This is a genomic window from Klebsiella sp. PK18 (assembly GCF_057784655.1).
In genome coordinates this window covers 3119840-3139689 of the sequence record NZ_CM173493.1, presented here as the reverse complement: position 1 = coordinate 3139689, position 19850 = coordinate 3119840, and the positions used below count along the sequence as shown (strand labels likewise).

Genomic DNA, 19850 nt, shown 5'->3' with positions numbered 1-19850 from the left:
CCGTTATTTTTTGTCATAACTGATATGTATGAAAAACAGTCATTGATTTCTCGTCAATATAAAACAAAAAAGCGCACCTGAAAGCTGTTTCACCCGCATAAACTCGAAAGTGTCGTGCAAACACAACACAGGAATAACAAAAATGACACATCCGTTGCTTGAAGCCTTGCAGGTCAACGAGGCGCAATTTATTGCCCTGCGTCGCCAGTTCCACCAGCAGCCGGAGATCGGCTTTGAAGAACATCAAACCAGCAATGAGGTCGCTCGACTGCTTGGCGAGTGGGGATACGAGGTTCACCGCGGCCTGGCGGGCACCGGAGTGGTGGGCACGCTGCGCGTCGGCCACGGAAAAAAACGCCTCGGCCTGCGGGCGGATATGGATGCCCTGCCGATGCAGGAGCGGAGCGGGAAGCCGTGGGCAAGCCAGGTTGACGGGCGTTTCCACGGCTGCGGCCATGACGGGCACACCACCACGCTGCTCTACGCGGCTGAATATCTGGCGCGCACCCGCCAGTTTACCGGGACGCTGCAGCTGATTTTCCAGCCCGCGGAAGAGCTGTTGTACGGCGGGCGAGTGATGGTCGAGGACGGTCTGTTTGACCGGTTCCCCTGCGATGCCATCTTCGGCTTGCACAATATGCCGGGTCAGCCGCTGGGCAAGATCGGCCTGCGCGACGGGGCGATGATGGCCTCCTCCGATACGCTGCATATTGAGGTGAAAGGCGTTGGCGGCCACGGCGCGGTACCGGAGCATACCGTGGATGCCACGCTGGTCGCCTGCCATATCACCCTCGCGCTGCAGTCGATCGTCTCGCGGAATATCACCCCGTTCGAACCGGCGGTGGTCACCGTCGGCAGCATCCAGGCCGGACACGCGCCCAATATCATTAACGATCACGTGCTGATGAAGCTCACGGTGCGCACCCTCAATGAGCAGGTGCGCGAGACCGTGCTGCAGCGGATCCATGATATCGCCGTGGCTCAGGCGGAGAGCTTCAACGCCACGGCCACGCTGACGCACGTCAACGGCAGCCCGGTATTGCGTAACGATCCGGCGGCCAACGCGATGGTGCGGGAGGTGGCGACATCGCTGTTTGGCGCAGAGCAGGTGGGCGAGGTGAAGCCGTTTATGGGCAGTGAAGATTTTGCCTTCATGCTGGAACAGCACCCGCATGGCAGCTATTTCACCATCGGCGCTGGCGATGAGCCGGATCGCTGCATGGTCCATAACCCGGGCTATGACTTCAACGACGCGCTGTTGCTGACCGGGGCGGCGCTGTGGTGCGGTCTGGCGGAACACTATTTGCGTTAATCACCGGAAACAGGAGGGCCATGCGATGAGCACTGTCACCGTGAGCGACACCCCCTTTGTCGGCAGCGATCGCCTGCTGGTGGGGATTGTGCTAAGCGTTTTAACCTTCTGGCTGTTTGCCCAGTCGGTGATTAACGTGGTGCCGGCGATGAAAAGCAGTCTTGATATCTCCCTTGAAACCTTAACCCTGGCCGTCAGTCTCAGCGCGCTGTTCAGCGGCTGTTTCGTGGTTGCCAGCGGCGGCCTGGCGGACAAGTTTGGCCGGATGCGGATGACCACCCTCGGGCTGGGGCTGAGTATCGTCGGCAGCGCCATGCTGGTGGTCGCTCAGGGACCGGGGTTGTTCCTGGCCGGCCGGGTGCTGCAGGGGCTGTCGGCGGCCTGCATTATGCCGGCGACGCTGGCGCTGATTAAGACCTGGTATGAAGGGCGTGCGCGGCAGCGGGCGGTCAGCTTCTGGGTCATCGGCTCGTGGGGCGGCAGCGGTCTCTGTTCCTTCGTTGGCGGGGCCATCGCCACCGGGCTCGGCTGGCGCTGGATCTTCGTCTTCTCCATTGCCGTCGCTCTGCTGGCGCTGTTTTTGCTGCGCGGCACGCCGGAGAGCCGCAGCGCCAGCGCCAGCCAGCATAAGCTGGACGTCGGCGGTCTGCTGAGCCTGATTGCCGCGCTGGTGCTGGTGAATTTGTTTATCAGCAAGGGCCATGGCTGGGGATGGAGCAGTCCGCTGTCGTTGACCATGCTGGTCGGGGCGCTGGCGGCGGGGGCGGTATTTATCCGCAACGGCATGCGCAAAGGCGAGGCGGCGCTGATTGATTTTGCGCTGTTTCGTAACCGGGCCTACGGCGCGGCAGTGCTGTCGAACTTTCTGCTCAATGGGGCGATTGGCACCATGATGATCGCCAGCATCTGGCTGCAGCAGGGGCACCACCTGACGCCGCTGGAGAGCGGGATGATGACCCTCGGCTATCTGGTGACCGTCCTGGCGATGATCCGGGTGGGCGAGAAGCTGCTGCAGCGCTATGGCGCCCGGCTGCCGATGATGGCCGGGCCGGTGCTGACCGCCATTGCCATCGGCCTGATATCCTGCACTTTTCTCGATAAGGCGCTGTATATCGGGGTGGTGTTCGCCAGCAACGTGCTGTTTGGCCTCGGGCTGGGCTGCTACGCCACACCCTCAACGGATACGGCGGTGGCCAACGCGCCGGAGAACAAAATCGGCGTCGCCTCGGGGATCTACAAGATGGGCAGCTCGCTGGGCGGGGCGATGGGTATTGCCGTGACGGCGTCACTTTTCGCGCTGTTTTTGCCGCTGGGCATGGCCCATGCCGCCCAGTATGCCCTGTGGTTCAACGCCGTCTTATGCCTGGGGGCGATGGCGGTGAGCGCGCTGCTGCTGCCGCGCGCCTCTCACAGCTGATGTTTTTTCAGCAGCGCGCGGAGCTGGTGATAGGTTAACCCCAGCAGCTCCGCAGCCTGCTTCTGATGATACTTCGCCTGCTGCAGACTCCGCTGCAGCAGGCGTTTTTCCTGCTGGAGCTGAAAATCGCGCAGATCCAGCGGCAGAGCGGGCAGCTCGTCCCCGGACGCGGCCTCCGGCACGGAGGCCGCGGTCTGACGGAAAGGGTTGAGGATAATGGCGTCCAGCTCGTGCTCGCTGTCGCCGTGGCGATAGACCGAGCGCTCGACGACATTCTTCAGTTCACGAATATTCCCCGGCCAGCGGTAGCCGAGCAGCGTTGCGGTGGCACGTTCGCTGAAGCCGGGAAACAGCGGCAAACCGAGCTCGCGGCACATCTGAATGGCAAACTGGTTGGCGAGCAGCATGATGTCGCTCTGCCGTTCACGTAGCGGCGGAAGCTGCACCACGTCGAAGGCCAGACGGTCGAGCAGGTCGGCGCGAAAATGGCCTTCCTCCACCATCCGCGGCAGGTCAGCGTTGGTGGCGCACACCAGCCGGACGTTGACCTGCAGCGGCTGGCTGCCGCCCACGCGCTCCAGCTCGCCATATTCAATCACTCTTAATAGCTTCTCCTGCACCAGCATCGGCGCCGTCGCCAGCTCATCAAGAAATAACGTCCCGCCGTCGGCGCGCTCGAAGCGCCCAGGATGGCGCTTGCTGGCCCCGGTGAAGGCCCCGGCTTCGTGGCCGAATAGTTCCGAATCGAGCAAATTGTCGTTCAGCGCCGCGCAGTTCAGCGAGATAAACGGCCCCTGCCAGCGGCTGGAGAGGTAGTGGAGACGATTAGCGATAAGCTCTTTCCCGGTGCCTCGCTCGCCGATGACCAGCACCGGCTTATCCAGCGGGGCCAGCCGGGAAACCTGTTCCAGCACCTCGAGAAAGCTGTTGGCCTCGCCCAGCAGATTATCCTTGTACTGCGCCATGATGAATTTCGCCATTAAGTAGTGTGATTAACCAGGTGACTGTAGCAATGCCCTGCACAATTCGCAACCACTCTGTTTAAAATCAATAAGATAAAAAGTTGGCACGTCATTTGTATTAGCTAAGCCACAGGTGAATGCCTGAAACCAGAACTATGAGGATTGAAATTATGGGTATTTTTTCTCGTTTTGCCGACATCGTGAACGCCAACATCAACTCCCTGCTGGAGAAAGCGGAGGACCCGCAAAAGCTGGTGCGTCTGATGATCCAGGAGATGGAAGACACGCTGGTGGAAGTGCGTTCCACGTCGGCCCGCGCGCTGGCGGAAAAGAAACAGCTGACCCGTCGTATTGAGCAGGCGGTCGCCCAGCAGGCGGAATGGCAGGAAAAAGCCGAGCTGGCGCTGCGTAAAGAGAAAGAGGATCTGGCCCGGGCGGCGCTGATCGAAAAGCAGAAGCTGACCGACCTTATCGCTCAACTTGATCATGAAGTGCAGCTGGTGGATGAAACGCTGGCGCGCATGAAGAAAGAGATTGGCGAGCTGGAGAACAAACTCAGCGAAACCCGCGCTCGTCAGCAGGCGCTGGCGCTGCGCCATCAGGCGGCGAGTTCGTCCCGCGATGTGCGTCGCCAGCTGGACAGCGGTAAACTGGATGAGGCGATGGCCCGCTTTGAATCCTTTGAGCGTCGCATCGATCAGATGGAAGCGGAAGCGGAGAGCCACCGCTTTGGCAAGCAGCAGACGCTGGATCAGCAGTTTGCCGAACTGAAAGCGGACGATGAAATCAGCGAGCAGCTGGCGGCGTTGAAAGCCAAAATGAATCAGTCCAACCAGTAAGTATGATTGCGCGGCGCGGCGTTGCGCCGCGGCTCACCCCCTGTAAGGAGTACACATGAGCATGCTTTTTCTCGCCATTCCGCTGACGCTGTTTGTGCTGTTTGTTCTGCCGGTCTGGCTGTGGCTGCACTACAACAATCGCGGCGCCAACGGCAGTCTGACGCAAAATGAGCAGCAACGGCTGCTGCAGTTGACCGATGACGCGAAGCGGATGCGCGAACGTATTCAGGCGCTGGAAGCGATCCTGGATGCTGAACATCCGAACTGGAGAGACAAATAATGGCCGGACTGGATCTGAATAAAAAACTGTGGCGTATCCCGCAGCGCGGGATGGTGAAGGGCGTTTGCGCGGGCATTGCTCAGCATCTTGATGTCCCGGTGAAGCTGGTGCGTCTGATTACCGTGCTGGCGATGATTTTCGGCCTCTTTTTCTTTGTCCTGGTGGCCTACATCATTTTGACTTTTGCTCTGGATCCGATGCCGGACAGTGAACTGTACGGTCACAAGGCGCCGAGCAATGGCGATCTGCTGGCCGCCGTGGATGCCGAACTGGCCTCCGGTGAACAGCGCCTGCGTGAAATGGAGCGGTATGTGACCTCCGACACCTTTACGCTGCGCAGCCGCTTTCGCCAGCTGTAAATCCTGTTTTTAACGAGTGAGGCAACGCATGAATAGCAAATGGCAACGCGCCGGGCAGCAGGTGAAGCCCGGTCTGAAAATCGTCGGTAAGCTGGCGCTGCTGACCGCGCTGCGTTACGGCCCGGCGGGCGTTGCCGGCTGGGCGGTTAAATCGGTCGCGCGTCGGCCGCTGAAAATGCTGCTGGCGGTGGCGCTGGAGCCGCTGCTCAGCCGGCTGGCCAACCGCGTCACGCGCGGGATGAAATAATGCCGCCGTGGGGAAGGCGCAAAAGGATTAACGTTGTCCTGCTTATCCCCGGCAGATAGCTTATGATGACGAGACATACCTTCAGGGCATAACGGACTGGCGATGAAGCGACTGAAAACTGAATTGAATGCGCTGGTCAACCGCGGGGTTGACCGGCATTTACGTCTGGCGGTGACCGGCCTGAGCCGGAGCGGTAAAACGGCGTTTATCACCGCGCTGGTCAATCAACTATTGAATATCCACACGGGCTCCCGCCTGCCCCTGCTGAGCGCCGCACGCGAAGAGCGGCTGCTCGGCGTCAAGCGCGTGCCGCAGCGGGACTTTGGCATTCCCCGATTCACCTACGACGAAGGGCTGGCCCAGCTGTACGGCCAGCCCCCCATGTGGCCAACCCCGACGCGCGGGGTGAGCGAGATCCGTCTCGCGCTGCGCTACCGTTCGAATGACTCCCTGCTGCGCCATTTTAAAGATACCTCCACGCTGTATCTGGAGATCGTCGACTATCCGGGCGAGTGGCTGCTCGACCTGCCGATGCTGGCACAGGATTATCTGAGCTGGTCACGACAGATGACCGGGCTCCTGCAGGGACAGCGTGCGGAGTGGTCGGCCCGCTGGCGGCAGCTGTGCGCCGGGCTGGATCCGCTGGCCCCTGCCGATGAGGCCCGTCTGGCAGATATCGCTGCCGCCTGGACGGACTATCTGCACGCCTGTAAGCGCGAAGGGCTGCACTTTATCCAGCCCGGGCGCTTTGTCCTGCCCGGTGAAATGGCGGGTGCGCCGGCGCTGCAGTTTTTCCCGTGGCCCGACGTCGACGCCATCGGCGAAGCCAAGCTGGCGCAGGCCGATAAACACAGCAACGCCGGCATGCTGCGCGAACGCTACAAATACTATTGCGAAAGGGTGGTGAAGGGGTTCTACAAAGAGCACTTCCTGCGCTTCGACCGGCAGATTGTGCTGGTGGACTGTCTGCAGCCGCTCAACAGCGGGCCGCAGGCTTTTAACGATATGCGTCTGGCATTGACCCAGCTGATGCAAAGTTTCCATTACGGGCAGCGCACCTTGTTCCGCCGGTTGTTTTCGCCGGTTATCGACAAGCTGCTGTTTGCCGCCACCAAAGCTGACCACGTCACGGTCGATCAGCACAGCAATATGGTGTCGCTCCTGCAGCAACTGATTCAGGACGCGTGGCAGAACGCCGCCTTTGAGGGGATCAGTATGGATTGCCTGGGGCTGGCGTCCATTCAGGCGACCCAGAGCGGGCTGATTGAGGTGAATGGCGAGAAAATTCCCGCCCTGCGCGGCGATCGGCTGAGCGACGGCCAGCCGTTGACCATCTATCCCGGCGAGGTGCCGGCGCGTCTGCCGGGCCAGGCCTTCTGGCAGCAGCAGGGATTTCAGTTTGAAAACTTTCGTCCGCAGGTCATGGATGTCGATCGGCCTTTGCCGCACATTCGCCTCGACGCGGCGCTGGAATTTTTGATTGGAGATAAACTGCGATGAGCGAACCGTTAAAACCGCGGATTGATTTTGATGGTCCGCTGCAAGCGGAAAAAATTCCGCCGCTGAAAAGCGCCCGCGCCTTCGACACCCTGGAGGCCGACAACTTCGCGCCAGCGCGGCTGGTGACCGGCGAAGAGGAAGAGGGGGCGGCGGAAGCGGTGGTGGAGTCGGTCCTGCGACCCAAACGCAGCCTGTGGCGGCGGATGGTCAGCGCCGGACTGGCGATCTTCGGCGTCAGCGTCGTGGCGCAAGGCGTGCAGTGGACGGCTAACGCCTGGCAGACCCAGGACTGGATTGCGCTGGGCGGCTGCGTCGCCGGGGCGCTGATCGTCGGGGCCGGCGTCGGATCGGTGGCCACCGAGTGGCGCCGTCTGTGGCGACTGCGCCAGCGCGCCCACGAACGCGATGAAGCGCGCGATATGCTGCACAGTCACGCGGTCGGTAAAGCCAAAGCCTTTTGTGAAAAGCTGGCGCAGCAGGCGGGTCTGGATCAGTCGCATCCGGCGCTGCAGCGCTGGTATGCCGCGATCCATGAAACGCAAAGCGATCGTGAAGTGGTGAGCCTCTATGCGCAGCTGGTGCAGCCGGTGCTGGATGCCCAGGCGCGGCGGGAAATCAGCCGTTCGGCGGCGGAGTCGACGCTGATGATTGCCGTCAGCCCGCTGGCGCTGGTGGATATGGCGTTTATCGCCTGGCGTAACCTGCGGCTGATCAACCGAATTGCCACGTTGTACGGCATTGAGCTCGGGTATTACAGCCGTCTGCGACTGTTTCGCCTGGTGTTGCTGAATATCGCTTTCGCTGGCGCCAGCGAACTGGTGCGCGAGGTGGGGATGGACTGGATGTCGCAGGATCTGGCGGCCCGGCTGTCGGCGCGCGCCGCACAGGGCATCGGCGCCGGACTGCTGACCGCCCGCCTCGGGATCAAGGCGATGGAGCTGTGCCGCCCGCTACCGTGGATCGCCGATGATAAACCGCGACTCGGCGATTTTCGTCGCGAGCTGATTGGGCAGTTGAAAGAGACCCTGCAGAAAAGCAAAACCAGTCCGGAGAAGTAACCTCCGCTCAGAGACATTGCCGGGCGGCGGCTTCGCCTTGCCCGGCCTACCGGGCAGGTTGGATCCCGGCTCGCCCAGGCGTTCATTTAACCACTGACCGCCTGACTTTACGGCACAACGCCCATTTTTCCGCCATGCTGTCAATAATTGTTGACAGTTAGCTTCCCGAAAACTCATTCCTGTCCTATTATTCTCCCGTCATTGGCACTTTTAGGGTGAACACTCCCATGCGTCTTGAAGTCTTTTGTGAAGACCGTCTCGGTCTGACTCGTGAATTGCTCGATTTGCTGGTGCTGCGCGGCATTGATCTACGTGGTATCGATATTGACCCTATAGGCCGAATTTACCTCAATTTTGCCGAACTGGAGTTCGCCACGTTCAGCAGCCTGATGGCAGAGATCCGCCGTATCGCCGGCGTGACAGACGTGCGCACCGTGCCGTGGATGCCGTCTGAGCGTGAACACCTGGCGCTCAGCGCCCTGCTGGTGGCGATGCCGGAGCCGGTGCTGTCGCTGGACACCAAAGGCAGGGTGGAACTGGCCAACCCCGCCAGCTGCCTGCTGTTTGGCCAAAGCCAGGCGAAGCTGCGCAACCATCCGGTGGCCCAGTTGATCGCCGATTTTAACGTTCAGCGCTGGCTGGAGAGCAGCCCGCAGGAGACGCATGCGGAGCATGTGGTGGTGAATGGACAGAACTATCTGCTGGAAGTGACCCCGGTCTATCTGGAAGGGGAGCATAACGAACGGGTGCTGACCGGCGCCGTAGCGATGCTGCGCTCAACCGTGCGCATGGGACGCCAGCTGCAGACCATGACCAGCCAGGACACCAGCGCCTTCAGCCAGATCCTCGCGGTGGGGCCGAAAATGCGCCACGTGGTGGAGCAAGCGCGCAAGCTGGCGATGCTCAGCGCGCCGCTGCTGATTGTCGGCGACACAGGTACCGGCAAAGATCTGCTGGCCCATGCCTGCCATCTGGCCAGCCCGCGGGCGGGCAAACCTTATCTGGCGCTCAACTGCGGCTCCATTCCCGAGGACGCGGTCGAGAGCGAGCTGTTTGGCGACGCGCTGCAGGGTAAGAAGGGCTTCTTCGAGCAGGCCAACGGCGGCTCGGTGCTGCTGGATGAAATTGGCGAGATGTCGCCGCGAATGCAGACTAAGCTGCTGCGCTTCCTCAACGACGGCACCTTCCGCCGCGTTGGCGAGGATCATGAAGTGCACGTCGATGTGCGGGTGATCTGCGCGACGCAGAAAAACCTGGTCGAACTGGTGCAGAAAGGGCTGTTCCGCGAAGATCTCTACTATCGCCTCAACGTCCTGACGCTCTATCTGCCGCCGCTGCGCGACTGCCCGCAGGACATTATGCCGCTGACGGAGCTGTTCGTGGCCCGCTTTGCTGATGAGCAGGGCGTCCCGCGGCCGAAGCTCTCCGCCGATCTCAGTACGGTGCTCACCCGCTACAGCTGGCCCGGCAACGTTCGCCAGTTGAAGAATGCCGTCTATCGCGCACTGACCCAGCTGGAGGGATTTGAGCTGCGCCCACAGGACATTCTGCTGCCGGACCATGACGTCGCGTCGCTGCCGGTGGGCGAGGAGGCGATGGAAGGGTCGCTGGACGACATCACCCGGCGCTTTGAGCGCTCGGTGCTGACCCAGCTCTATCGCAGCTACCCCAGCACCCGTAAGCTGGCGAAGCGGCTGGGGGTGTCGCATACCGCCATCGCCAATAAACTGCGTGAATATGGTCTGAGTCAGAAAAAGGGCGACGAATAATCCCGCCAGGCCGGCGACCCACGTCGCCGGCATTCGGCCTGCAAAGCGGGCCAAACCTGTATATACTGGTTTTTTAATCCTTTTTCCGGGGTGGTGCATCTTGGCGTCGCGTCGCGCGATCGGGCACTGGCTGACATTGCTGCTGCTCTCTGTTCTCTTTTCCTCGCTGCTGTTACGCCTTCATTTGCCGGCAGCGCTACTGCTGGGGCCGCTGATCGCCGGTCTCATTTTGAGCCTGCGCGGGGTGAAGCTGAGCATCCCTCGTCCCTGTTATCTGGCGGCGCAGGCCATCGTCGGCTGCATGATCGCCCGGGCGATTAATCCCTCTGTTTTTGGCGTGCTGTTCAACAACTGGGCGCTGGTGCTGGCGATCCTGTTGACCACCCTGGCGATTAGCGGCCTCACCGGCTGGTTGCTGGTTCGCTACAGCGCGCTGCCGGGCGCCACCGGCGCCTGGGGAAGCTCTCCCGGCGGCGCGTCGGCAATGGTGGTGATGGCCCAGGAGTACGGGGCCGATGTGCGGCTGGTGGCGCTGATGCAGTATCTGCGGGTGCTGTTTGTCGTCGGCGCGGCGGCGCTGGTGGTGCGCTATGCGTTGGGCAATGAAGCGCAGGAAATGACTCAGGATATTGTCTGGTTTCCATCGTTGACCCTGAATTTCCCTTTCACGCTGCTGCTGACGGCGCTAGCCTGTTGGCTGGGCATGCGGCTGCGCATCCCCTCCGGGGCCATGCTGTTGCCGATGCTGCTCGGCGCGCTGGTCCAGGGCAGCGGCTGGATGATGCTGGAGCTGCCGGAGTGGCTGCTGGCGATGGCCTATGCGGTGCTGGGCTGGACGGTGGGGCTGCAGTTTAATAAAGCCATTTTTCTGCTGGCGCTGAAGACGCTGCCGCAGATTATCGCCTCTATTCTTGGGCTGATCCTGATGTGCGCCCTGATGGCCCTTGCCCTGACCCACATTCTGCAGATGGACTTTATGACCGCCTATCTGGCCACCAGCCCTGGCGGCCTGGACACGGTGGCGATTATCGCCGCCGGCACCCGGGCGGATATGTCGTTCATTATGGCGCTACAGACGTTGCGGCTGTTTACCATTTTACTGACCGGCCCGGCGATGGCGCGGGCTATCTCCCGCTATGCGCCACGGCAATAAAAAAGCCCCCGCAGAGCGGGGGCTGAGTACATAGAATGTCCGCGGGCGTGATGCGCCCGGGCAATCTGTTATCAGGCTTTCAGGGCGGCCAGCGCGGCGTCGTAGTCCGGCTCTTCGGTGATTTCATTCACCAGCTGGCTGTAGACGACCTGATCGTTTTCATCGATAACGACCACGGCGCGAGCGGCCAGGCCAGCCAGCGGACCGGCAGCGATGGCGACGCCGTAGTCAGCGAGGAACGACGCGCCGCGCAGCGTGGAAAGGGTCACCACGTTGCTCAGGCCTTCCGCGCCGCAGAAGCGGGACTGGGCGAACGGCAGATCAGCGGAAATGCACAGCACCACGGTGTTGTCCAGTTCAGCGGCCAGCTGGTTGAATTTACGCACTGATGCGGCACACACGCCGGTATCAATGCTCGGGAAAATATTTAGTACTTTACGTTTGCCGGCGTACTGGCTCAGCGCGACGTCAGAGAGATCTTTGGCGACCAGCGTAAACGGCTGCGCTTTAGCGCCTGCCTGCGGAATGGTGCCCTGAACAGAAACGGGGTTGCCCTGGAAATGCACGGTTTGTGACATGGTTATCTTCCTGTTTACATATAGTTAACGTCACGAGTAGTGTATGACATCCGCCAGCTACACGGCAAACCCTATTTAACATTGACCAGAGAGGACAAGGGAATGCGCAACGTGCGAGTGTATGAGGAAGCCTGGCCGCTACATACCCCTTTTGTGATCGCCCGCGGCAGCCGCAGCGAGGCAAAAGTGGTGGTGGTGGAACTGGAGGAGGACGGTGTGAAAGGGGTGGGCGAATGCACACCTTATCCCCGCTATGGCGAGAGCATCGCTTCGGTCATGGCCCAGGTAATGGCGATCGGCGAGCAGCTGGAAGCGGGCCTCACCCGCGAACAGCTGCAGCGGCTGCTGCCGGCAGGCGCCGCGCGCAATGCCGTTGACTGCGCGCTGTGGGATCTGCAGGCGCGGCGCGAAGGCAAAACCTTGTCCCAGTTGCTGGGCGTGGCGTTGCCCAACCGGGTGATCACCGCCCAAACGGTGGTCATTGGTACGGCGGATCAGATGGCGGCCAGCGCCGCGGCGCTGTGGCAGAAAGGTGCCCAGCTGTTGAAAGTGAAGCTTGACGACCGGCTGATCAGCGAGCGGTTAATCGCTATCCGTCAGGCGGCGCCGGAGGCTACGCTGATTGTCGACGCCAATGAATCCTGGCACAGCGAGGGGCTGGCGGCGCGCTGTCAGCTGCTGGCGGACCTCGGCGTGGCGATGCTCGAGCAGCCGCTCCCGGCTGACGCCGATGCGGCGCTGGAAAACTTCGTTCATCCGTTACCGATTTGCGCCGACGAGAGCTGCCATACCCGGGAGAGCCTGCCGCGGCTGCGCGGGCGCTATGAGATGGTCAATATCAAACTGGATAAAACGGGCGGTCTGACCGAAGCGCTGGCTCTGGCCGGGGAGGCGGAACGGCAGGGATTTGAACGGATGCTGGGCTGTATGCTCTGTACCTCGCGCGGGATCGCCGCCGCGCTCCCTCTGGCGCCGCTGGCGCGCTTCGCCGACCTCGACGGCCCGACATGGCTGGCGGTGGACGTTGAGCCGGCGCTGCGGTTCAGCACCGGCGTGCTTCATCTTTAAGCCTGCCAGCGCAGCAGATCGGTCATCGCCGGCAGGTAACGCTCCGTTGCCTCGTCGGCGGAGACCGGTGGGAACTCGGCGGTGATGCAGGGGAGCCCGATATCCGCGCACCAGCTGCCAAAGGAGCCCGGCGTGTCGTAGCCCACGCTGCCCACCAGCGGCAGGGAGAAGGCGTCGGCCAGCCAGTGCCCCAGCGGGCTGTGGCCCGGGTCTTCGATACAGGCCAGCGGATCGTGAAAGGAGACCACCCACGCCGGATGGATCTGGTGGATCAACTGACACAGGGCCTCGGTCTCCCGCTCCGAACCCGGCTGCTCGCCGGTCAACAGCACCACGTCGCGCTCCTCTGCCGCGCTGTTCCAGCGATAAACCGTTTCCCCTTGTTTCCAGTTAGCGGCCGGAAAGTTACGGTTGAGGTCAACGCCGCGGGCGTTGGCACGCAGCCCGAGCTGGCAGCCGTCAGGATTGACCGTCAGCACCACGTGGTGGCGGCGCAGCTCGGGTTTCAGAGTGCGCAGGGCGCAGGAGAGGGTCACAATCGACGAATTTTCATCACCGTGGGTGCCGGCAATAATCAGGCCGCTACGGCTGTCGGCCTGCGGCGCAGGAAACCACAGCAGCGGCGCGCCCAGTTCCGAGCTGCCGTACTGCCGGGTTCCCGGCGGAAAGTCGCCGCGCTGCGGACGAGGACGTGAAATAGACATAGGGCTTCCTGTGTGTCGTTATTATTCAGTGTTGGCGAAAAGCGTGTCGGGATCAAACCCATTCCCTGAGGCGTGAAATCCGAAGACACATCAATTTTCTATCATATGTCGTTTGCAATTTCAGGTGATGAAACAAATAATTATCGCTCTGTTGGCGGTATTTTTTTCATTTTAAAGGGGATCTTATGAAGTATCCTGTCGCTTTGACATGCGGCGCGCTGTGGTTAGCCAGCGTATCTTCTTTGGCCTGGGCGGCGGATGTACCGCCGGGCACGGTACTGGCGGAAAAACAGCTGTTAGTACGCCATATCAAAGATGAACCCGCCTCGTTAGATCCCGCCAAAGCGGTGGGCCTGCCGGAAATCCAGGTGATCCGCGATCTGTTTGAAGGTTTAGTCAATCAGGATGCGAAAGGCAACCTGATCCCGGGCGTGGCGACCCGCTGGCAGAGCAACGATAACCGTGTCTGGACCTTTACCCTGCGCGATGACGCGCGCTGGTCCGACGGCACGCCGGTTACCGCCGAGGATTTCGTCTATAGCTGGCAGCGTCTGGTGGATCCGAAAACCACTTCGCCATTCGCCTGGTTCGCGGCGCTGGCGGGGATCGCCAACGCGCAGAACATTATCGACGGCAAAGCCGCGCCAGAGACCCTGGGGGTTACCGCCGTCGATGCCCACACTCTGCGGGTGCAGCTGGATAAACCACTGCCGTGGTTCAGCAACCTGACCGCCAGCTTTGCCTTCTACCCGGTACAGAAGGCGAATGTCGACAGCGGCGCGAACTGGACGCGGCCCGGCAGCCTGGTGGGCAACGGCGCCTATGTTCTGAAAGATCGCGTGGTCAATGAAAAGCTGGTGGTGGTGCCGAACACGCACTACTGGGATAACGCCAAAACGGTGATCCAGCAGGTCACCTTTGTGCCGATCAACCAGGAGTCCGCCGCCACCAAGCGCTATCTCGCTGGCGATATCGATATCACCGAATCTTTCCCGAAAAATATGTATCAGAAGCTACTGAAGGATATTCCGGGGCAGGTATATACCCCGCCGCAGCTGGGTACCTACTATTACGCTTTCAATACCCAAAAGGGGCCGACGGCGGACGAGCGGGTGCGACTGGCGCTGAGCATGACCATCGATCGCCGGGTGATGGCGGAGAAAGTACTGGGAACCGGGGAAAAACCGGCCTGGCGTTTCACGCCGGACGTGACGGCGGGCTTCACCCCCCAGCCGTCGCAGTTTGAGAGTATGAGTCAGGCCGAACTTAATGCCCAGGCGAAAGCCCTGCTGGCTGCCGCCGGCTATGGCCCGAATCGTCCGCTGAAGCTGACGCTGCTGTATAACACCTCCGAGAATCACCAGAAGATTGCCATCGCGGTGGCGTCGATGTGGAAGAAAAACCTCGGCGTGGAGGTGAAGCTGCAGAACCAGGAGTGGAAAACCTATATCGACAGCCGTAACACCGGCAATTTCGACGTGATCCGCGCCTCGTGGGTGGGGGATTACAACGAGCCGTCCACCTTCCTGTCGCTACTGACCTCCACCCACAGCGGAAATATCTCGCGCTTTAACGATCCGGCGTACGACAAAATCCTCGCCCAGGCGGCGGTGGAGAATTCGGCCAAAGCGCGTAACGACGATTACAACGCGGCGGAGAAGATCATTATGGTCAAAGCGCCGATTGCGCCGATCTACCAGTACACTAACGGCCGGCTGATTAAGCCGTGGCTGAAAGGCTACCCGATCACCAACCCGGAAGATGTGGCCTACAGTCGTACCATGTATATCGTGAAGCACTAACCGGTCGTGGTTGCCTGACAATGTCAGGCAACCCTTGCTACGCCGGTAGCGAAAAGCCCATCAGGTCTGCCGAAGAGGAGTAATACCGAGCCGTTTCCTCCTCCATCACGCTCGTAAGCAGTTCGTTAACCTTTATCTTATGTCCGGGCAAATTTCCCCGCGCTTTGGCAATAATTTCCCCATCGCTAAGGGGCCGCTCGGCGCTGCCCAGGGGTTTGTAGCGTTCCTGCACTGCACATTCGCCACGGCTGTTTGTGACCACAACGCGCGCGCCAGGCTGGCGTGCCGGACCGTTCATTCGTTGTGTAAATTCAGGTGTGACAGTGGCCGTGACTTTATCCGCCAGCGCCAGCAAGGCTGGGTTTTGCATATTGTCTTCAGTATACCAGTCGGCACCCGGCGCCAGGCCAGCGGCGATCGCTGCCAGCGTCCACGGCAGGCTGAACTGCGCGTCGGTCACCGTTTGCGGCCGATAGTCCATCATATCATTGACCAGGCGGGGGAAGCTTTGTACCTCAATGGTGCGGAGATCCGCAACAGACCAGCCGGTCTGCTGCATGATGCCCTCCATGCATTCCAGCGCGCAGGCCAGCCAGCGGCAGGCGGGATATCGCTTAAAGCTACCGTAGCCAGCGTACCAGTGACTGCCGAGCTCATCGGTCAACCTGTCTGGCGCGAACTGGTCGGAGCCAATCATCCGCCAGAAACCCTGTTCGCCATCGAGTACATCAAGGCTGCCGCTGAGGCCTTGCTGCGCCATTATCACCGCCTGCACGGCGGCTTGCGCGGCGGGCGCCACGGCATCTTTGAGCGACAACAGCGGCCGTTGTCGCCAGTTATACTGGTGCAGGCTGGGGAGCGGTGTTAACGCGGCGGCCAGGCCCACCGCGTGATGTAATTGCTCAGGGTTTAACCCCAACAACCGACCGGCCACCACGGCTGCGCCGATGGATTGATGCTGCGCCACGCCGTAGACCTGGCTGAAGCGTTCTGCCGAAGGCTGGATGGCGTGGATGAGCCGGTTATTCACCTCGAAACCGGCCGCCAGGGTGGTAATCAGCACGTCCTGAGCTACCGGCTCAGGATTGAGGTCAAGCGCAACCATCGCGGCGGCAACCAGTGTGGCCCCCGGATGGCCGAGCCCTTTGCCGTCGATCTCCACACCGTCATCGTGATCCAGGCCGTTTATCATGGCGGCGTTCGCGAACGCGGCCGCCAATGGGCTGAAACCGGACTCACCGAAGACGCTACAGTGACCGTTTCCGCCAAATAGCCGGGAGGCGCGTATCATCGGTTCGCTGACCCGGTGGCCACTGGCCGCCCAACCGCAGGCGAGGGCATCCAGTAAATGCAGTCGAATTTTGCGCCGAACGGGAGCCGGGATAGCTGGCGCAGATAAGGTACTGGCAAAATTGACCAGCTGGCGTGTTGCGGAAATAGTCATGGTTACTCAACGTTTGAAGTAGCGGCTGCGGATCCGGCGCTCGGCATAGCTTGCCAGCAGTGACAGCGGAAGAATGGTGGCGACGAAAAACAGCGCCACAAAAGTCAGTGTCTCCAGAGGGCGGAAGGTGGCGGTACTCAGCCGTTGCCCTTGATAGAGGATCTCACCCGTTGCGATATAACTCGCCAGCACGGAATTCTTAACCGACATCACGCACTGGCTGACAAACGCCGGTAAAATTCGCAAAAAGGCTACCGGCGCGGTAATGCGAACTAATACTTTCAGCGGTGACATCCCCACCGACAGGCCCGCTTCGACCAGACCATGATCGACCGATTGCATACCAGAACGAAATATTTCAGCGAAAAATACGCTGCCATATAACGAGATGGCGAGGACACAGGTCAGATACGAGGAGAGGGTCAGGCCGAACAAAATGGGCAGACAGTAGTAGGCCCAGACAATCAGCACCAGAGGGGGGATTGAACGCACAATCTCAATCAACCCCTGGGTGGGTAAGCGGATGACCGCCCTGGACGCGCCGCGCAACGGGGCCAGCAGCGCTCCGCCAAGAATGCTTAACGTGACTGAGGCCAGCACAATTTTAAAGGTGGTCAATATCCCTTCCAGCAAAACCGCGTGATATTGCCACAGTATTGAGAAATCCCAGTGATAAGACATTAGCGCAGCTCCTCTGCCGTTACGCCGGACAGCGTCATAAAGCGTCGGATAGGGGCATCGGGCGGCCGTGACCAGATCTCCTGCGGGGATGCTTCTTCCACCAGTTTACCATTATCCATCAACAGCAGCCGACTACATACCTGCAGGGCAAAACGCATTTCATGGGTAACCACCAGCATGGTGGTGCCGCTGGCCGCCAGTTCGGAAATAACGGACAGCACCTCCCCGACAGATTCCGGATCGAGTGCGGAAGTCGGTTCGTCAAACAGGATCACTTGCGGCGCCATGGCCAGGGCGCGGGCGATAGATACCCGCTGCTGCTGACCGCCTGAAAGTTGAACCGGGAAGTCTCCGGCTTTTTCTTGCAGGCCCATACGCGTGAGCAGCGCCATGGCTTTTTCGATGGCTTTTTTACGCGGCAAGCCCAGGACCTGTACCGGACCTTCAATAATATTCTGCAATACACTGCGATGTGGCCACAGATTAAAGTGCTGGAATACCATCGTCATTGAGGCACGCTGACGCGCTAATGTGCGCTGTGTGACCTGTTTTCTCTGCGCGCCGTGAAAGCCTATTTCTTCCTCACCCAGCCAGATATGCCCACTATCCGGAACTTCAAGCATGTTCAGGCAACGCAGCAGGGTGGATTTACCCGCGCCGCTGCGGCCAATGATGCCAATCACCTCCGAGGGACGAACCGCGAAGGAAACATCATCTATAATTTTATTACCTGAAAATGATTTGCTAAGCGCTTCAATTTTCAGCAACGGTAATAATGATTGTGGGTTCATCAGAGTTATTTCGCTGGGTGAGTATATTTCTGCCATATTTTTTTCAGCGTGCCGTCTTTATCCAGCTGTTCGAGCCGTCCATTCAGCCACGCCTGTAATTCCGGTCGATCTTTACGCAGGCCCATATTGGTTGCCTGTTCTTTGACCGGCTGCGGGATGATCATCGTGCCCTGATGACGCTTTTGAATATATTGCGCCATCTGGATATCGTTAGTGACGATGGCATCCGCGCGGCCGCTCTCCATCTGGAGCTGCATGTTGTCGCTATCGGGAACGATAATCCACTGGGCTTTGTCCAGTTGAGGCTGCAGCAGCGTGACGGCTGCCGAGCCATCAATCGCGCTGAGCCTGGTCTGCGAAGTGTTGATGGTGTCCCAGCGCTGATATTTCTGCGTCTCTTTTTCCAGAGTCAGGACGCCCATCTGGTGCGAGCCCATAGGGCGGGTAAAGTCGACGGCTTTGGCCCTTTCTGGCGTATTATTAAAACCACCTAAAATATCGAAGCGGTTGGACTGTAAACCCGCGACGGCGGTGCCCCATTGCGTATCAACGTATTCAATCTTGATATCGGTATTTTTAAATATCGCCTGCACAACATCCGGAACCAGCCCGGTCCACTGGTTGGTCAGCAGATCTTTCTGATACCACGGCGGTGCGTTGACCGCACCGACGCGGATCACATGGTCTGGCAGAATCGTATTGATTTCTTCCCCGGCCTGAGCAGGAGACTGGGCTAAGAACATCCCCGGTATAAGCAACAATATCGACATGAAGCGTGACGTGAAAAATTTCATTTTATGCCCTCTGGTGAATATAATTATGGATTCTATAACCCTGAGTGCATATTTTTTAAATGCATAATCAGCATATCGTTATCAGGAAAATGGCAATGACACCCAAGCAACTCGAGGTCTTTATCAGTATCGTTCAGCTAGGTTCAGTGACAGCGGCAGCGGCGCAGCTGGCCATGTCGCAGCCTTCGGTGAGTAAAAGCCTGGCGCTTATCGAGCAGCAGATGGGGTTCAGCCTGTTTGAGCGCTATCAAGGGAAGATGCAGCCAACCGCGGAAGCCAGAGCGCTGTATAAAGAGGCGCTGCGCGTGCATCAGGACCGGCTTCGTTTTGAGCGTTTTGTTGATCACATCCGCCAGTATCGCGTTGGTCAGTTGCGGGTCTGTGCCACGCCTGCGCTGGCGCTGAATATATTGCCGCTGGCGGTGGCGCGTTTTCGGCAGAGCTTTCCGGATTATGGTGTGGTGGCGGATATGTGTCTCAACAATGAAATTGAGACGGCGGTTGAAGAAGGGCGTTACGATCTCGGTTTTCTGGTGAAACCCGGCTACGAACCAGAGGAGAACCCGTTGGCCATCTGCCGGGGTGAAATGGTGTGTGTGCTGCCCGGGCAGCATCCGCTGGCGCAGCAGACGGAAATCCATTGGCAGGATATCCCGACACGCGACCTGGTGTATATCACGACCGACGCGCGGCTGGTTGCCATGATTGCCGAAGAGGTGCCGGCGTTCCGCCAGCGCCAGGTGGCGGCGGTAGAAACCAACCGCTACAGCATGGCGATTAATCTTGTCAGACACGGCAACAACAGTATGACTATTGTTGACAGTTTTTCTCTACAGGGCGTCGACACCAGCGGTCTGGCGGTGCGGCCGTTCCGTCATGCCTTGCCGGTGTCTGTCGTCGCGGTGACGGATGGACATAGCACCCTGTCGCAGCCGGGCGAAGTGTTTGCGAAAGTGATGACGGAATTAATGGCTGAAACGTGAGATCAGCGTGAGGCTCTGTGGCTGGCCGCTCATGCAGGTTCATCAATATTCTGCAACGCGAACTTTCACCCCAGTCACGGTGCGCTAACCCACCGGGAGTGGTGTCTGT

21 protein-coding genes are annotated in these 19850 nt (G+C 59.9%); 14 read left to right on the top strand and 7 right to left on the bottom strand.

Translation table 11 applies throughout. The annotated features are described in order from the left end of the window. Nucleotides 1-142 precede the first annotated feature (142 nt). Nucleotides 143-1312, top strand: coding sequence for a M20 aminoacylase family protein (locus AC3EMD_RS15410; protein ID WP_008805236.1), 1170 nt, complete (start codon nt 143-145; stop codon nt 1310-1312). Nucleotides 1313-1337: 25 nt separating this feature from the next. Beyond that, complete coding sequence (locus AC3EMD_RS15405) at nt 1338-2729, top strand: MFS transporter (RefSeq protein WP_008805235.1); 1392 nt, start codon at nt 1338-1340, stop codon at nt 2727-2729. On the opposite strand, the gene pspF is transcribed toward AC3EMD_RS15405, so the two are convergent. Continuing rightward, nucleotides 2720-3709 carry a phage shock protein operon transcriptional activator gene (pspF, locus tag AC3EMD_RS15400; protein WP_008805234.1) on the bottom strand — a complete coding sequence of 330 codons (990 nt, stop codon included), beginning with the start codon at nt 3707-3709 and terminating at the stop codon, nt 2720-2722. The two genes, AC3EMD_RS15405 and pspF, sit on opposite strands and share 10 nt — an antisense overlap. Before the next feature lie 152 nt (nt 3710-3861). Here pspF and pspA point away from each other — a divergent pair, with 152 nt between their 5' ends. The 8 genes from pspA (at nt 3862) to AC3EMD_RS15360 (ending at nt 10896) form a co-directional block, all read left to right on the top strand. Then, the gene (pspA, locus tag AC3EMD_RS15395) at nt 3862-4530 is read left to right on the top strand and encodes a phage shock protein PspA (RefSeq protein WP_004203910.1); all 669 of its coding nucleotides are present in this window, start codon (nt 3862-3864) and stop codon (nt 4528-4530) included. A gap of 55 nt (nt 4531-4585) precedes the next feature. Further along, the gene (pspB, locus tag AC3EMD_RS15390) at nt 4586-4810 is read left to right on the top strand and encodes an envelope stress response membrane protein PspB (RefSeq protein ID WP_002901911.1); all 225 of its coding nucleotides are present in this window, start codon (nt 4586-4588) and stop codon (nt 4808-4810) included. Then, nucleotides 4810-5169: an envelope stress response membrane protein PspC gene (gene pspC / locus AC3EMD_RS15385; protein ID WP_004203911.1), complete on the top strand. Its 360-nt coding sequence runs from the start codon at nt 4810-4812 to the stop codon at nt 5167-5169. The genes pspB and pspC overlap by 1 nt, the downstream gene beginning before the upstream one ends. Before the next feature lie 28 nt (nt 5170-5197). Next, nucleotides 5198-5416, top strand: a complete 219-nt coding sequence (gene pspD, locus AC3EMD_RS15380; protein WP_002901915.1) for a phage shock protein PspD — start codon at nt 5198-5200, stop codon at nt 5414-5416. 102 nt (nt 5417-5518) lie between these two features. Beyond that, nucleotides 5519-6916 (top strand): YcjX family GTP-binding protein, encoded by a 1398-nt coding sequence (locus tag AC3EMD_RS15375; RefSeq protein ID WP_302073581.1) that lies wholly within the window; start codon nt 5519-5521, stop codon nt 6914-6916. Then, on the top strand, nt 6913-7974 hold the full coding sequence (locus AC3EMD_RS15370; RefSeq protein ID WP_008805232.1) for a YcjF family protein: 1062 nt from the start codon (nt 6913-6915) through the stop codon (nt 7972-7974). Before AC3EMD_RS15375 ends, AC3EMD_RS15370 begins: the two co-directional genes overlap by 4 nt. Nucleotides 7975-8201: 227 nt before the next feature. Continuing rightward, entirely contained in the window at nt 8202-9743 is a 1542-nt protein-coding gene (tyrR, locus tag AC3EMD_RS15365; protein WP_012542019.1) for a transcriptional regulator TyrR, read from the top strand. A 100-nt stretch (nt 9744-9843) separates the two neighbouring features. Beyond that, on the top strand, nt 9844-10896 hold the full coding sequence (locus AC3EMD_RS15360; RefSeq protein ID WP_008805230.1) for an AbrB family transcriptional regulator: 1053 nt from the start codon (nt 9844-9846) through the stop codon (nt 10894-10896). Nucleotides 10897-10967: 71 nt separating this feature from the next. Here the strand turns inward: AC3EMD_RS15360 and tpx are convergent, their stop codons facing one another. Next, nucleotides 10968-11474: a thiol peroxidase gene (gene tpx / locus AC3EMD_RS15355; protein ID WP_008805229.1), complete on the bottom strand. Its 507-nt coding sequence runs from the start codon at nt 11472-11474 to the stop codon at nt 10968-10970. A 102-nt stretch (nt 11475-11576) separates the two neighbouring features. On the opposite strand from tpx, the gene ycjG reads away from it, so the two are divergent. Continuing rightward, entirely contained in the window at nt 11577-12542 is a 966-nt protein-coding gene (gene ycjG / locus AC3EMD_RS15350) for an L-Ala-D/L-Glu epimerase (protein WP_012968433.1), read from the top strand. Here ycjG and mpaA read toward each other — a convergent pair. After that, a complete protein-coding gene (gene mpaA / locus AC3EMD_RS15345; RefSeq protein ID WP_012968432.1) occupies nt 12539-13246 on the bottom strand; it encodes a murein tripeptide amidase MpaA in 708 nt (235 codons plus the stop codon). The genes ycjG and mpaA overlap by 4 nt on opposite strands. A 72-nt stretch (nt 13247-13318) precedes the next feature. Between mpaA and AC3EMD_RS15340 the strand changes: the two genes are divergently transcribed. Further along, a complete protein-coding gene (locus AC3EMD_RS15340) occupies nt 13319-13435 on the top strand; it encodes a hypothetical protein (protein ID WP_302073580.1) in 117 nt (38 codons plus the stop codon). Beyond that, nucleotides 13432-15048, top strand: a complete 1617-nt coding sequence (locus tag AC3EMD_RS15335; RefSeq protein ID WP_302073579.1) for a peptide ABC transporter substrate-binding protein — start codon at nt 13432-13434, stop codon at nt 15046-15048. Before AC3EMD_RS15340 ends, AC3EMD_RS15335 begins: the two co-directional genes overlap by 4 nt. Before the next feature lie 37 nt (nt 15049-15085). Here the strand turns inward: AC3EMD_RS15335 and AC3EMD_RS15330 are convergent, their stop codons facing one another. The 4 genes from AC3EMD_RS15330 to AC3EMD_RS15315 are packed head-to-tail and all read right to left on the bottom strand — an operon-like array spanning nt 15086 to nt 18758. Further along, entirely contained in the window at nt 15086-16492 is a 1407-nt protein-coding gene (locus AC3EMD_RS15330) for an MmgE/PrpD family protein (protein ID WP_049009850.1), read from the bottom strand. A 6-nt stretch (nt 16493-16498) separates the two neighbouring features. Beyond that, on the bottom strand, nt 16499-17173 hold the full coding sequence (locus tag AC3EMD_RS15325) for an amino acid ABC transporter permease (protein WP_012542012.1): 675 nt from the start codon (nt 17171-17173) through the stop codon (nt 16499-16501). Continuing rightward, nucleotides 17173-17964 carry an amino acid ABC transporter ATP-binding protein gene (locus AC3EMD_RS15320; protein ID WP_008805223.1) on the bottom strand — a complete coding sequence of 264 codons (792 nt, stop codon included), beginning with the start codon at nt 17962-17964 and terminating at the stop codon, nt 17173-17175. Before AC3EMD_RS15320 ends, AC3EMD_RS15325 begins: the two co-directional genes overlap by 1 nt. A 5-nt stretch (nt 17965-17969) precedes the next feature. Continuing rightward, complete coding sequence (locus AC3EMD_RS15315; RefSeq protein ID WP_101856845.1) at nt 17970-18758, bottom strand: substrate-binding periplasmic protein; 789 nt, start codon at nt 18756-18758, stop codon at nt 17970-17972. 95 nt (nt 18759-18853) lie between these two features. Here AC3EMD_RS15315 and AC3EMD_RS15310 point away from each other — a divergent pair, with 95 nt between their 5' ends. After that, nucleotides 18854-19741: a LysR family transcriptional regulator gene (locus AC3EMD_RS15310; protein ID WP_008805221.1), complete on the top strand. Its 888-nt coding sequence runs from the start codon at nt 18854-18856 to the stop codon at nt 19739-19741. Nucleotides 19742-19850: the final 109 nt, after the last annotated feature.

Bases quoted from the DNA above. Each gene is read 5' to 3' on its own strand.
- AC3EMD_RS15410 (WP_008805236.1), top strand. From the start codon at position 143: ATGACACATCCGTTGCTTGAAGCCTTGCAGGTCAACGAGGCGCAATTT.
- AC3EMD_RS15405 (WP_008805235.1), top strand. From the start codon at position 1,338: ATGAGCACTGTCACCGTGAGCGACACCCCCTTTGTCGGCAGCGATCGC.
- pspF (WP_008805234.1), bottom strand. From the start codon at position 3,709: ATGGCGAAATTCATCATGGCGCAGTACAAGGATAATCTGCTGGGCGAG.
- pspA (WP_004203910.1), top strand. From the start codon at position 3,862: ATGGGTATTTTTTCTCGTTTTGCCGACATCGTGAACGCCAACATCAAC.
- pspB (WP_002901911.1), top strand. From the start codon at position 4,586: ATGAGCATGCTTTTTCTCGCCATTCCGCTGACGCTGTTTGTGCTGTTT.
- pspC (WP_004203911.1), top strand. From the start codon at position 4,810: ATGGCCGGACTGGATCTGAATAAAAAACTGTGGCGTATCCCGCAGCGC.
- pspD (WP_002901915.1), top strand. From the start codon at position 5,198: ATGAATAGCAAATGGCAACGCGCCGGGCAGCAGGTGAAGCCCGGTCTG.
- AC3EMD_RS15375 (WP_302073581.1), top strand. From the start codon at position 5,519: ATGAAGCGACTGAAAACTGAATTGAATGCGCTGGTCAACCGCGGGGTT.
- AC3EMD_RS15370 (WP_008805232.1), top strand. From the start codon at position 6,913: ATGAGCGAACCGTTAAAACCGCGGATTGATTTTGATGGTCCGCTGCAA.
- tyrR (WP_012542019.1), top strand. From the start codon at position 8,202: ATGCGTCTTGAAGTCTTTTGTGAAGACCGTCTCGGTCTGACTCGTGAA.
- tpx (WP_008805229.1), bottom strand. From the start codon at position 11,474: ATGTCACAAACCGTGCATTTCCAGGGCAACCCCGTTTCTGTTCAGGGC.
- ycjG (WP_012968433.1), top strand. From the start codon at position 11,577: ATGCGCAACGTGCGAGTGTATGAGGAAGCCTGGCCGCTACATACCCCT.
- mpaA (WP_012968432.1), bottom strand. From the start codon at position 13,246: ATGTCTATTTCACGTCCTCGTCCGCAGCGCGGCGACTTTCCGCCGGGA.
- AC3EMD_RS15335 (WP_302073579.1), top strand. From the start codon at position 13,432: ATGAAGTATCCTGTCGCTTTGACATGCGGCGCGCTGTGGTTAGCCAGC.
- AC3EMD_RS15330 (WP_049009850.1), bottom strand. From the start codon at position 16,492: ATGACTATTTCCGCAACACGCCAGCTGGTCAATTTTGCCAGTACCTTA.
- AC3EMD_RS15325 (WP_012542012.1), bottom strand. From the start codon at position 17,173: ATGTCTTATCACTGGGATTTCTCAATACTGTGGCAATATCACGCGGTT.
- AC3EMD_RS15320 (WP_008805223.1), bottom strand. From the start codon at position 17,964: ATGAACCCACAATCATTATTACCGTTGCTGAAAATTGAAGCGCTTAGC.
- AC3EMD_RS15315 (WP_101856845.1), bottom strand. From the start codon at position 18,758: ATGAAATTTTTCACGTCACGCTTCATGTCGATATTGTTGCTTATACCG.
- AC3EMD_RS15310 (WP_008805221.1), top strand. From the start codon at position 18,854: ATGACACCCAAGCAACTCGAGGTCTTTATCAGTATCGTTCAGCTAGGT.